The organism is Pareuzebyella sediminis (assembly GCF_008367235.1).
GTDB classification, from domain to species: Bacteria; Bacteroidota; Bacteroidia; order Flavobacteriales; family Flavobacteriaceae; genus Pareuzebyella; species Pareuzebyella sediminis.
The window spans coordinates 1-14287 of record NZ_VTZS01000005.1; the positions used below are offsets into that span (position 1 = coordinate 1).

Below are 14287 nucleotides of genomic sequence, written 5' to 3' on the forward strand. Positions count from 1 at the left end.
TTAAGCCCGCCAGCGCCGATGGTACTGCCACACCAGGTGGGAGAGTAGGATGCCGCCTTTCTTCGAAAAACCCGATACTGAAAAGTATCGGGTTTTTTTATTTTCTTAATTTGAGAATCTTAATACTAAGAAGAATATTCGGCGATTAAATCGACGTACCATTTTTATCAGATAATTGATTTAGAATTTAGAGCTACAACCAATTTTTTACATAGCACTTAGAATAACCGCAGCGTCTTTTCTATTGAATCGGTTTTTCCGTTTTCTTGGTCTTCAAATACAACTCCTTTCAAAACTAATCATGGCCATCGCAATCGGTAACTCGGTGGCAAATCAAAATCCCAGATAATAGATAGCTTCTAGTCGGGTTATTCGATAAATAGTACGGGTTTTTAGTCGTGCTTTCAAAAGGACACTAGAAAAAGTAAAGTACTTTTCTAAATTTGAAATGTTTAGTACTTGTCATTTAAGACCCATTTTTAAATGCATTGTCATAGGGTTTCTGCGATATAATTCTTAGGCTATCGTTATTAGTTGCGATGACAAACCCTTTGGTACCTTTTGGGGACAGCTTTATCGGAGCAATATTTTTCACTTGATAATTCAACAATAATCCGCTTTCGGACATGGATATTGCTTTAAAACCTTTGCCTAGCATATTCTGGAGAACAAGGCCGATTCCCGCATCGGACCTCGGTGTTTCAACCTCAGTATCATATAGATTTCCGGCGATTAGTATATCGGTGAAGCTGTCGTTGTTATAATCAAAAAAGACAATATCATTGATGGAGGAAAGTTGTGATTCAACAGGTAGCTCGTGCATCTGGTACGTTCCATTTCCTGTATTTTCAAGCCATTGATGGGCAAAAGTATCTATGGCAAAATGAGTGGCATCTTTTAGCTTTTGCTCGCCATATATTTCATTTAAATTGGCAGATGCAAATGCATCAAAGCTTTCGAATTTTCCTTTTATCGAAGGAATTTGTTGTGAAGAACATTCTCTTCCCCGTAAAGGAAGTTTGACTCCTTTTTTAGTTACGCTCAGTACGATATCGGGCCTATTATTACCATCAAAATCATTTACATAGATTTCAAATGGTGATTTTTTAGTGCTTTTATATTTGGAGTTTAGGCCCAAATTTCCTGCAACGATGTCCATATCTCCGTCATTGTCTAAATCTTTAACTGCCAAACTATTCCACCAACCTACCGTTTCCGATAGGTGTAATTTTTCTGTAACATTGGTTAAGGCCGAATTTTTATTTTCAAAAAAGGTGAGGGGCATCCACTCTCCGGCGAGAATGAGGTCTATATAACCGTCCATATTAAAATCATGCCATAACGCACTTGTTACCATACCTATATTTCTGAGTTCGGGAGCCTTTTCCAAAGTGATGTCGTCGAATGATATAGCATCATCGGTTCCGCCGTTATTTCGTAGAAGATAACTTTTTGGGGGTTGTAAATAATGTCCGGGTACGATGCGACCCCCAACGAACAAGTCTAAATCGCCATCTCCATCATAATCTGCAGGGATTACTTTTTGTCCACTGGAAACAATTTCAGGCAAAGCGGTCTTATTTCGTATAAAACCCTCAGGGGTGTTCATGTACAGGCGATCTTGATAAAATTTTTCATCAACTCCATAATTATTTCCACCACTAACAACATATAGGTCTTGATCTCCATCGTTGTCGGCATCGAAGAAAGTCGCCCCTGTGTCCTCATAAGAACTATCATCGGTCCACGGTCCGGATAGTTCCGTAAATGTACCTTCGTCATTCTGCACAAACAGTTTTCCTTGACTTCCTGTGGCATTGCCGATAAAAATGTCGTCTAATCCGTCATTGTTAATATCTTTAACCGATAATGCGGGACCAAGCCTTGAGTTTCTATGTGGAAGTAATGGCTCTATAAAATAGTCGTTATAGGCGTCCTCGATATGCCTGAACTTCAATTGGGTGGCTGAAGTTATATCTTTAAAAAAAGCCTTTTTGGGTTTCTGCGGGACGTCGGTTTTATTTGCGTTCTCGTATAACAATTTCAGGGTTTGATCAGCGGCAATATTTGATAAGGTTTCTGTACTTCCATCAGGCCATATGACCTTTAACTCATCTATATTTTCGGAGGTTCCGAGGCCGAAATGTAATATGGGCTCGATACTTGATTGAAAACCTCTGCTTAGATGTTGTTCTAACCACTGCACAGTTCCATCAATAGTTACTTTAACTTTTGTACCGATTCCCAGTGGATTTTCAGTATCCCCTTTGAGTGCGACCCTTATGTAGTTCGAGCCCGTGTTGTTATTTTCTAAAAGACTTGCTTTATCGTCGATATTGTTAAGCACCATGTCTAAATCTCCGTCATTGTCGAGATCGCCATAGGCTAATCCATTCGAAAAACCTTTGAAGTCTATATTCCAATTTTCGGAAACATTTTCAAATTCGTAGTTGCCCATATTTTTGAAGAGGTAATTGGCAATCGGAGTTGATGGAGCTTTGTTCATATCTATTTTTTCGGGAATAATGGAGGTGTTGTTCTCCCTGCTTAATAGATCATTATTATTGACATCAAGGCGCATCCCATTGGTAATCATAATATCCTTCAATCCGTCATTGTCGAAATCTGCAAAAAGGGGTGCCCAGCTCCAATCGGTTGTTGCCACGCCCGACAGCCTGGCCACGTTGCTGAAAATCGGAACTCCTTCATTATTAATACCATTGTTCACTTGAAAACTATTTTGCATATACTGATAATGAAAGCCTAGGGCAACTCCTGAATAAAAGGACGATGGATCCATACTTGCCATATTGGTTTTTGAACGATAATGATCAGCGGGTGTCATATCGACTTGGAACAAATCCATTAAACCATCATTGTTAAAATCAGCAGCATCGACCCCCATACCGAACATTGAAATTTGTCGGGTGCTTTTTTGAAGTTTTTCACTGAAGGTACCATCAGCATTGTTCAGATAGAAATAATCAGGTACGTTGAAGTCGTTTGATACGTAAAGGTCTTGCCATCCGTCGTTATTGAAGTCACTTACAGCTATGCCCAACGAAAGTCCAAAATTCAAAACTCCTGACTCGATCGTGACATCTTCAAATGTACCGTTCCCCTCATTTCTAAAGAGATGGCCAGATTCTTCTATATCTTTGGCCTCCATCTTATCATGATAGAAGTAATTGGGCATTGTCAAAGGTATAATGGGGTAATTGGCCACATAGGCATCGAGATCACCATCATTATCGTAATCAAAAAAAGTAGATTGTATGGAATTCCCTGGATCTGCGATACCAAATTCCGCCGCCCTTTCGGTAAAGGTAAGGTCGCCATTGTTTACGAAAAGTTGGTTCTGGGTATTATCACCTAGACCAGATACACTTACATAGATGTCTAACCAACCATCTGAATTGATATCGACCATAGTGACCCCCGTATACCATCTTGAATCACCGGCTACCGAAGCGTTTACACTTATATCTTTAAATTGTAAATTACCCAAATTAAGATAAAGCTTATTGGGTACCATGTTACCCGTAAGATAAATATCGGTTAGCCCATCGTTGTTTATGTCACCCAATGCAACTCCACCTCCCAAATAGATATAAGGAAAAGTATTATAATTAAAGGTATCGGATGTAATTATATCATTACTAAATGCTATTCCTGATTTTTCTGATTTTATATTCTTGAAACCTTTATTTTGAAGCTTCTTATTTTCATCCCCTTTTGAGCACCCAAGGAACCCCCCTAAAAGAAGAACCATTAAAAATTTCATTGTTTTTCGCATATAATTTACCGCGGTGTTTTTGGGTTTAGCTTTCATTGGAAATCCTTTCATAAGAATGTTAGGCTTACTCTGTATAGTAGTCATAACTTTATCATGACCCTATAAATCACTACTGAAATATTTAAGTTTACAGGATTAAAAAAGATCAAAAGACACAGAAAAATTAAAAAGGGATTAATGATAAGTTTGCTTTTGGTAGAAATTTTATGAAAGAAATAATTTTTCGTTTAGAAACTGTAATTTAGCGATAATTACCAAGGGTTCCAATATGTTCATTCCATTTTTGTGATGGATTTTAGGCCAGAATGATTTCGTAGAATGGGTTGAACAGATTTATCGCGAACAACTTCAAATTCCTTTAAAATTCACTTTATAGACGATTAAAAACTAGTTTGAGTTTAAAAGGTTACGATGATTTTCAATTATTTTATTGCCATCAACTTAAGAAGCCATTATGATTAGAAAGATGCTAAAGGAGCAGGTATTTTTCCTCCATGTCATTAGCTTGCTCTTTTTGTCTTGCGAAAGTGAAAATCAACGGTCAAGCAAGACCCAATTCGATCATCATTGTGGTAGTTGTCATATGGCCCCGGACCCAACAAGTATTCCGAAGACCATTTGGAAGAATTCTGTCTTGCCCGAAATGGCCGCAAGAATGGGGTATCGGTATAATGATTTTGATCCTTACCGGTATCAAACCGCTAAAGAGAGCTTATATATCAATCGGAGCAACAAATATCCCGATGAACGAATGATTGATAGTGCTACATGGTGGGGCATACATGACTATATAGTCGGTCTTGCACCAGATTCGATTCCAATCGATATGACCAGAAAAAAAAGAAACTCTGATCTCGCTCAATTTTCACTTCGGAAAATAGAATTACCAAAACGTTCCGATCCTGTTATAACATCCATACAGTTCGATAGTGTCCATCATTTGTTTTCAATTGCAGATGCAAATGGCGATTTACATCAATGGCCCAATCAAAAAATAGATATTACCGAGAGATTTAAGTCGGCGGTAACTTCATATAATCCAAAGGAAAATAATTTCTTCGTGACCGAAGTCGGAATATTAAACCCTAGTGAAATCCCATTGGGATTATTTTCAAAAATTAGAATGGGCATTTCCGATACCATCGCCAAAGAGTTGCACCGGCCGGTTTTTCTCGAAATTGTCGATTTGAACGATGATGGGGAAGATGAATTTCTAATTTGTGAATTCGGCAATTTGACTGGTCAGTTATCCCTTTTGGAAGTAGGAGAAAATGGATATGACAAAAGGGCATTGTCTACATTACCAGGGGCAGTAAAGCTTGAAATAGCCGATATGGATGGCGATGGAAAAAAAGACATCGTCGCACTGTTTGCCCAGGGTAATGAAGGTGTTTTTATCTTTTACCAGAAATCAAACCTGCAATTTAGCAGTGAACAAGTTATCCGGTTACCGCCAGAATTTGGTTCAAGCTGGTTCGAACTTATAGATTACGACTCCGACGGGGACCTCGATATTGTAATGACAAACGGCGATAATGCAGATTACTCGATTTTTCTCAAACCTTATCACGGTATCCGATTATTTCTGAACAATGGGTCGAACATGTTCAACCAAAAATGGTTTTACCCTTTATATGGAGCGACTAGGGTGTTGGCCGATGATTATGATTTAGATGGGGATTACGATTTTGCAATTTCAGCTTTGTTCAATGACAGGGAAAATACTCCCCGAGAGAGCTTTGTATACCTAGAAAACAAAGCTTCGATGAATTATGAATTTAAGTCGTATACCTTTAAGGATGAATTCTCGAGTGGATGGCTCACCATGGCAAAGGGAGATTATGACGGCGATGGTGATATTGATATTATGGTAGGCAGTTTTAATGTGAAAGGGCTACGGAAGAAAAAGACTTTTTTTAAACCTCAAAAAGAAGAAGTAGTTACACTTATACTATTAGATAATAGGCAAAACCTTTCAACAGGGAAAGGGAGATTTCAATGAATAAGGATTTTGAGCCACTTTCAAAACGCGTTCGACGGTTTTTATAAAGGCACAATAAAACAATCCCCGGCGACAAGCACCGAGGATTATTCTCAACTAACTCAAAACTGCTATTTTTTTACTAGTAACCCGGATTCTGATTTAGGTTCGGGTTTGAATTTACATCTTGCGCAGGTATAGGCAGGTACTCATGTTGTCCACGAATGAATACACCTTGGCTATTTGACCTAAATTCAGGATGTTGTTCGAACCTGTCCGCCGCAATGCCCCATCGATTTAAATCAAAGAAACGATTACCTTCTATCGCCAATTCTTTTACTCTTTCATCTCTAATGGCCTGTCGTAGTTGAGTCTGGTTAAGCCCTACTGCATTGGGCATGTTTACCCGGTCACGCACTTCATTGAGGGCGTCATGTGCATCTTGCGAACCACCGTTTATTTCGTTTTCTGCTTCGGCGTACATTAACAATAAGTCGGCATAACGAAATATTTTCCAGTTGTTCGTAGCTCCTTGCCAAGCACCTGGTGTTAGCGAGTTTTCTCTTCTGAAGTTAAGGTATTTTCTAACCCAGACCCGATCCAAATCATCGCCTAGCATGGTTTCGGCAAAATCATCTTGGTAAATCTTAGCTCCAGGATAATTCCATAATAAGGTAGCTTTGGCCCTTGGATCTTCTTCTCCATCAACGGTTTGCTCGCTCAAAAACAAATCGAGTACCCAATCATTGACGCTCATGCTCTGTTGGCTACTGTAATTGCGAGGGGCAATATCGGCCTCCCAAGCCTGGGCACGCCAAACATTTCCGCCTGATCCACCCCAACCTCCGGTTTCGTTACCGTCGTATTGAATCTCAAAGATCGACTCTGGGGTATTGGATATCTCCTCCGTAAAATTATCGTTGTAGTTTTCGTTAAGGCTGTATATACCAGAGTCAATGACTTTTTTAAATTCTGCTGCGGCGCTTGAAAAATCTCCGGTATACAAATAGGATCTGCCAAGAAAAGCCGTGGCGGCACCCCAAGTAGCCCTACCGATTTCCCCTTTAGGCAAACTTCCGTCTGAGGGTAAATTAGACTGTGCAATGGAAAAATCATTGATTATGGCCGCGTAGGTCTGCTCTACCGTTGAATTGGGCAAGAAAAGATCTTCCAAACCTTGAGATTCCTCCAAGCTTAATGGCGAAGTACCCCAAAGATTTACGATATAGAAGTACGCGAAACCTCTTAAAAAATGGGCCTCTCCCAAAATCTCTTGCTTCCTTGCCTCATCCATCTCAATATCGGGTACCCTGTTGATAACCTGATTGGCACGGGCAACCATTTTATACCATTCGCTGTAAATTTCAATAAGTCTTGGGTTTTCAGGTCTAACCTGCAAAGCTCCCGCATCGTTAACGTTCGATTGCGGAAAGGGGTTTGCAATATCAGACCTATGAATCAAATGCAATCCTACCAATATCCTTCCAAACATTGGAATTGTTGGAAGTGGCGCATAGACGGCTGTCAATCCGCCTTCGGCATGCTCGGCGGTTTTCCAAAAGCTTTCCGGAGTAGGACTATTCGGATTCGTTAATTCAAGTTCATCCGAACAATTATTTAGCGTAAAGAAGCTACTGAAAGCTAAAACGATATAAATCTTTATTTTACTTTTCATCTTTATATTTTTTAATTTTCTTTTTAAAATCCAACTTGAACTCCAAATAGCAAGTTTTTGTTATTCGGATATGCCCGACGATTAACCCCGCTATCGAAGAGGCTGCCTTGGCCATTTAAGGGCCTACCTAATTCAGGGTCATACCCTTGATAATCAGTGAGTGTTAACAGGTTTTGACCCGCAATATAGAGTCTTAGGTTAGACACATAAAATTTACTCGTAATCTCATTCGGCAACGTGTAACCAAGCTGAACCGTTTTTAGCCTTAAGTAAGACCCATCTTCTACCAAATAATCCGAAGGTCTTTTGTTCAGGGCCAAATCTCGAATCGTAGCTCTTGGAACTGTGGTATTTGTATTTTGCGGGGTCCATGCATCTAAGGCTTCCCTTCTTTTCAATCCTCTAGTACCATCGAGCACTTGATGATATCTTTTACCGTTCCATAGCTCATTTCCTTCAACTCCTTGTATAAAAATTGAAAGGTCGAAATCTTTATAGTCCATGTTAATGGCCAAGCTGTATTCAAAATCAGGAATGGCACTCCCCAGATAGGTCTGGTCATCGTCATTAATAATGCCATCACCATTAAGATCGACAAAGTTCATATCGCCCAATACCGCATTGGTTCTACCATCTGCATCTATTTCTGCTTGGGTCTGATATACTCCTTCGGTCAACAGACCATAAAAACTAGCCACCGGCTGACCTACATCTGTTCTTGTGGCCGAATAGCCCCCTTGGGTATACCCACCTCCTATTATTGGGTTTACCCCTTCTCCAAGGGCGATTACTTCATTGTTAACCGTATTGAAATTTGCCGTTATATCGAAATTCAGTCCGTCATTGAGTGAAAAATGGCGATACGACCCTCCAAACTCAAATCCTTGATTGTCAATGGTCGCCGCATTGTTAGACAAAACATTTCCTAAACCTCCACTAAGTGGAATAGGTACGTTTACCAATATATCTTCTGATCGCTTTTTGTAATATTCCGCTGAAAAACTGATTTTACCGGCTAAAAATTCAGCATCGATACCGTAATTCTGAATGGTCGTAGTTTCCCATTTTAAGTTGGGGTTTGCCAATTGCGCCACGGTAGATCCTCCTTGAACAAAACCGCCTAGATTATAGAAGTTACTTACATTCAAAACACTTGAAGTTACATAATTCCCTACGTTTTGAGAACCCAGCAAGCCATAACTTCCGCGTAGCTTCAAATTACTGACGAAGCCTTCATCCGGGAAGAAACTTTCTTTGCTAATTCGCCAACCTAGCGAACCCGAAGGAAAAAAGCCGTAACGATTATCTTCTTTAAACCTAGATGATCCGTCACGACGAATAGTGCCACTTAAGATATACCTACCATCATAATCATAGTCGATACGCCCGAGATACGAAGTCAATGCATTTTCTTGCAAATTACCGGTAGTATTGTCGGTATTGTCATCGGCGGCATCAAGTACCCTAAAATCATTAAAAATGAAATTAGTACCCACACCTCCTGCAGAACGGGCTTTAATCGCTTGGGTCGTAAACCCAGCCAAAAGAGTAAGCCCATGCTTACCAAAAGTATTCGAATATTCAAGCGTATTTTCCATTAGCGAACTCAATGACCTAACATAATTCTCGTTTAGCGAGGCGATTACCTCCGAGGCCTCTTGTGAAGTACTTTGAAAGAAGGTCGGTTGAAAGGCATAATTATGTTGAACGGAATAGTCGATACCCAAGTTCAACTTATACACTAGATTTTTTGTCAATTGCAGTTTGGGTTGAATTGAACCTACCACTCGGTCAGTGGTATACAGATTGTCATGCAAAATGGCCCTACCATACCAATTGATTCCTCTGGCCATACCATAGAAATTAGGATCTAGGCCTGCAAACCCTCCTTCATTATTTTCATTATATATTGGAATTGTTGGCGGAACTTCACCTTCCCGAGAGAAAAAATTGTTAGGATTGTCTTCTTCGCGTGATAGCAATAGACTCTGGTTCATCGAGAAAATTCCTTTATTGAAACTGGTATTCACGGTAAAGTTATACCGTCTAAAATCGGAGTCTACGACCACACCCTCTTGATCGAGAAGCTGACCAGATACATAAAATCGGGCATTCTCAGATCCCCCAGAGATATTTACGCTGTATTCTTGATATAACGCGGGATTAAGCTGTACATCTTGCCAGTCTGTATCAATACTTGGGTCAAAACCCGTATCGTTCGGAATTGCTCGAGCATCACCATCGTTATCTCTAGCCATATTATGCCAGTCTGCAAATTCGCGGGCATTGAGCAAATCCAAGTAACTCGTCGGGGTCTGATATCCAATTTTTGATTCAAAATTGATTTTTACATCGCCTACACTACCTTTTTTAGTCGTAATCAATACGACCCCATTCGAGGCACGACTTCCATAGATAGCTGCCGAAGAAGCATCTTTTAAAACACTAACGGATTCAATATCGTTCGGATTTAAAAATGACATAGACCCTACAATGTTCCCGTCGACCACATATAATGGTTGATCGTTACCAAATGACCCAGTTCCTCTGATGACTACGTTAACGCCCGCTCCGGGAGCACCTCCATTTGCCTCTACACGAACCCCTGGCACCCTGCCTTGTAGTACCGAAGCACTGTTAGCATACGACACTTTGGTAATTTCCTCCTTATTGACAAGACCTACCGAACCCGTCAATAAAGCTTCTTTTTGTGTTCCATAACCTACGACGACGACCTCCTCTAAACTTGCGGCATCTTCTTCCAGTACGATATTAATGCTATTTCGATTTTCGACGGGTATTTCCTGGGTTGCGAAACCGACATACGAAATGATCAAAACGGCATTACCATTAGAGACCTCTATTTCGTAATTACCATCAAAATCTGTTTGGGTACCATTTGTCGTTCCTTTTTCTACGATACTTGCGCCAGGCAGTGGTTGACCATTATTATCCAAGACCGTACCTTTTACGGAAAAATCTTGTATCGACAGGGTGGTATTAGAGGTATTCTTAGGGGCCTCCAATGAATTATCGGGTGGACTTGCATATAAACCGCAAGAGAGAATTAAGGAAAAGATGCCAATACAGCACTTAAAAGCATTACGTACTAGTAATTGTATATTATTCATGATCTATTGAATTGGTTTTTTAGGAAAACTCTTTAACTTAATAAAGAAACTGTATCAAAAGTAGCTGAAAGATCCATCCTTGTCTACCTCTTAGTTTACAAAAAGTACTATTTTTTTATCCTCAATTATAAGAATATGAAAAAATAATAGTCAATAAATAGGTGAAATGCTAATTCTTGCTATACTTTTTTAGGAATCAATCACTGAAGAGGATGCTCTTTAAGTAGTTCTTCCGGACTATAGAAACCAGTTTTATTCCTGATTTTTTCTTGTACTTCTTTTACTCTTTCAGGAGTAATGGCGGGTGCCTTGTTGCCAAAGGAATTCCTGACATAGGTAAGCACGGCCGCCATTTCCTCTGTGTTGAGCAATTGGCCAAAGGGAGTCATGGGTACCTGTCCTGGATAATCGATACCATTTACGTTTATCGGTCCCATAAGTCCTTTTGTCGTTAATTTAATGAGTCGCTCTTCGTTGCCAGTTACCCATTTTGATGCTGCCAATGGAGGAAATCCTGAAGCTTGCAGTCCTTTTCCATCAGTTTGATGGCATGTCGCACAATACCCGTCACGCTCATATATTTCTTGGCCGGCCATTAACAATTCCAAATCGCTCCCTTTTAAGTCACTGTCCAAAACTTCTTTGGGCTTTTCACCTATATTGTGATTGTTCAAGTGAGCGAGGGCTGCCTCATAGGGTTCTTCCATCCATTTGTCAAGACCTTTTTTGCCAGCTTCGGTAACAATAGGAATGCCAGTTTCTTTGTCCATCCAAGATGCGGCGACCAAGGCCTCGAGCCTGACCCGAGGATTATCGTCTTTAGCGGCTTGCATGAGCAGTTCTGCTTTATCCTCGACTTGATCCCCGATAAATCGAAGCACTCTAACGGCAGCCGTTCGAGCCCTGAAATCCTTGGCATTCAATACCTTTTTCAAAAGGTCCTCATCGACATCGTTTAACCCCCAAGTGACCCATAACGCTTCCAAAAGATGGTGTTCGTAACGCGCGTCGCTTTGGTCGAGGTTCATGACCCAGTCTTTCAATTGAGTCAATACCGCATCCTTGTCCCTGCCGCGTAACTCCCTACGGGTACGGTACCTTGTTCTGTATTCGGGTAATTTTAAATTGTCCAATAACGTTTCGATACTGGCATCGGCTACCTTGGCAGGCTCGACCAGTGGTCTCGATGGGTAAGTAATACGGTAGATCCTTCCATGCACGTGATCTCTCAAGGGATCCCTTGCGTTATGCTGCATATGACCGATGAGCACATTGCTCCAATCGATAAGATAAAGCGAACCATCGGGAGCGAACTCCATATCAACGGGCCTGAAATTTTTATCACTGGAATAGATCAGGTCTTGTCGGTGTTTACTAAGGTATCCCGAGCTATTGGGGTCATCGACCATGGTGTGCTCCTTTGTTCCTAAGAACCCTATGGTATTGTTGATGATAATGTCTCCTTGAATATTGTCAGGGAAATGCCTACTTGATACAAACTCGAGGCCTGAGGTTGGCCGTACCCGATGTTCGTTTTCAATTAGATTTTCGGGAAGCGGTGATGCCTCTCCGTAACGTGGTTTTATAGTGCCGGGCATCATCCAGGTCATATCCGGACCGGAGGTATGGGCGAAGAAGTTCTGTCCCCAATCATCAAATGCAATACCCCACGGATTGGGAATCGATAGTTGCGCAGTGCGCTCTAGATGGTGTTTTTGAGGGCTGTACCGATAGAAACCACCATTGGTGGCACGTACGGTGCCATATGCGGTTTCCACGTTGGTATGTAAGAACACACCTTCTCCCATATAAAGGGCTCCCGAGGGATCGGCAGTAAACGCACTGATGGCATGGTGGGTATCGTGATCGTCGAATCCGCTGAGAATAATTTCTTTTTCATCGGCCTTGTCATCCCCGTCATTATCCTTCAGAAGTACAAGGTTTGTTCCTTGTGAGAGATAAACGCCTTCCGGAGCGAATTCAAATCCAATGGTTAGGTGGAGACTATCTGCAAAAACTGTTTGTTTGTCAGCTTTGTGGTCTCCATCGGTATCTTCAAAGATGAGCAACTTATCATTGGGTTTACTGTCTCCTGGTTTATAATGGGGGTAGCTGGGCATAACGGCGACCCAAAGCCTTCCTTTATTGTCGAAGGAAATTTGAACAGGATTGGCCAGATCCGGAAATTCTTCCTCAGAGGCGAAAAGTTCAATTTTATAGCCCGGCGCAGTTTTGATCTGGGATAGGGCTTCTTCTCCATAAAGATATTCGGGAGTACCGTTCTTTTCGCTTGGCTTGTAATTGGTCTGAACCGGTGGTAAAGTGCGGGTTTTCGCATCGGCCGATGCCAAATCTTTTCGAACACCCTCATTGGCCTCCCATATAGCGGTATCGCGAATTGCGGTCATCTGTTTCAGCTTTTCAATTTCGTAAGGATAGTTATCCGGACCGAAAGGATCATATCTTCTTCCGTAAGCGTGCACCCCGTTAGGAATTTTAAAGTCGTTATGCCAAAACCAATTTTTCTCGTTGACGGCATTGTGTACCAGTGTTCTATTCGATTCGGCTTTCCTTTCTTCTTTCCCGAATACCTTGTCGGCCAATAAGGTGGCCAATTTTTTGTAACCCCTGTCGTTCAGCTGAAATCCGTCGGCCGTGATGTCTTCACTTTCGGTATCCATCCAATTTTTGCTGGGTTCAAAGGCATTTACGAAAAGCACACTATCTTTTGAAGCGACCTCTTTCATGGCCTCGGTATACATTTTTAGGTTTTTGTTTTCTTCGACCCCGTTGGGCAAGTCCATTTTTGAGGATAGATCCTCAAATGCAATGGGGGAAACAAGGGCCAGTTGGGGCGCATGGTTGCCGTTGTATTTCTGCTTTTTGGTATGTTCGATGAACGCGTGTAGCTCGTTTTTATAATTTTCTAATCCCTCTTCACCTTGAAAAGATTCATTATAACCAAAAAAGGCGATAATGATATCCGCTTTTAGTTCGGTCAACCATTCGTCTTCTGTCGGAAAGTGTCCGATACTTCCCGAATTATTGGAAAGCTCATCTTGATGGAATTTTTCTGCCCCGGGAAAAGCCCAAGGGGAATTTCTGGCGGAGTGCGGCCGAAATCCTGGAGTGTTGCCACCGTCGCACATATTTCGTATGAACAAGGAGTCATTCGGATAACGGAGCTGCATTTCGGTTTCAAAATGTCCGAAATTGATCATACGAGAGCACAAATTGTTGCCGATAAGCACGATATGCGCATTATCTTCTATTTCCAATCGGTTTTCTTGCTTGTCCGCACAACTTTGAAATCCCACCGTCCCAAGCAGCAATAAAGCCAGTTTTAAGGTTTGGAACTTCCATAATTTTCTTTGTGCTGAGCGCAGGATCATCTTGTGGGGCAAACGTAATTTAATGTTCATTCTTTACTGGAATTGAAAATTTATGTAAAAAGCAATTATCGCCTTTTTAATTTAATTTATGATTCGTTTATGTTGCCATCGAATAGCACTCCCTAAGGTACGGACTATTCGGGAGCAAATTACATCTAATATTGCAGTTACTTCTCAAGAAGAAGGCTACCCCTGAATATCTAGTCTTTAATTTTCCTTTCACAAAAACACAGATGTGAATCTTACAATTTTAGGGCTATTTTTTTAATTTTTCTATAAAATGTATCAGCTGAAGCCACGTAATCGCAATTT

General features: G+C 41.0%; 5 protein-coding genes. 1 reads left to right on the forward strand and 4 read right to left on the reverse strand.

Going from position 1 to position 14287, the window contains the following annotated elements:
• Positions 1–466: 466 nt before the first annotated feature.
• Positions 467–3832 carry a VCBS repeat-containing protein gene (locus F2B13_RS16230; protein ID WP_198440149.1) on the reverse strand — a complete coding sequence of 1122 codons (3366 nt, stop codon included), beginning with the start codon at positions 3830–3832 and terminating at the stop codon, positions 467–469.
• A 418-nt stretch (positions 3833–4250) separates the two neighbouring features.
• Here F2B13_RS16230 and F2B13_RS16235 point away from each other — a divergent pair, with 418 nt between their 5' ends.
• Positions 4251–5798, forward strand: coding sequence for an FG-GAP repeat domain-containing protein (locus F2B13_RS16235; RefSeq protein ID WP_149304665.1), 1548 nt, complete (start codon positions 4251–4253; stop codon positions 5796–5798).
• Positions 5799–5919: 121 nt separating this feature from the next.
• On the opposite strand, the gene F2B13_RS16240 is transcribed toward F2B13_RS16235, so the two are convergent.
• From F2B13_RS16240 to F2B13_RS16250, 3 genes are all read right to left on the reverse strand, one after another.
• Positions 5920–7452: a RagB/SusD family nutrient uptake outer membrane protein gene (locus tag F2B13_RS16240; RefSeq protein ID WP_149277178.1), complete on the reverse strand. Its 1533-nt coding sequence runs from the start codon at positions 7450–7452 to the stop codon at positions 5920–5922.
• Between the two features lie 23 nt (positions 7453–7475).
• Positions 7476–10583 (reverse strand): SusC/RagA family TonB-linked outer membrane protein, encoded by a 3108-nt coding sequence (locus tag F2B13_RS16245; protein WP_149304666.1) that lies wholly within the window; start codon positions 10581–10583, stop codon positions 7476–7478.
• Between the two features lie 200 nt (positions 10584–10783).
• Positions 10784–14005 (reverse strand): PVC-type heme-binding CxxCH protein, encoded by a 3222-nt coding sequence (locus tag F2B13_RS16250; protein ID WP_232625256.1) that lies wholly within the window; start codon positions 14003–14005, stop codon positions 10784–10786.
• Positions 14006–14287 lie beyond the last annotated feature (282 nt).

Coding starts and splice junctions, on each gene's coding strand:
- F2B13_RS16245 (WP_149304666.1), bottom strand. CDS start 10,583: ATGAATAATATACAATTACTAGTACGTAATGCTTTTAAGTGCTGTATT.
- F2B13_RS16235 (WP_149304665.1), top strand. CDS start 4,251: ATGATTAGAAAGATGCTAAAGGAGCAGGTATTTTTCCTCCATGTCATT.
- F2B13_RS16230 (WP_198440149.1), bottom strand. CDS start 3,832: ATGAAAGCTAAACCCAAAAACACCGCGGTAAATTATATGCGAAAAACA.
- F2B13_RS16250 (WP_232625256.1), bottom strand. CDS start 14,005: ATGAACATTAAATTACGTTTGCCCCACAAGATGATCCTGCGCTCAGCA.
- F2B13_RS16240 (WP_149277178.1), bottom strand. CDS start 7,452: ATGAAAAGTAAAATAAAGATTTATATCGTTTTAGCTTTCAGTAGCTTC.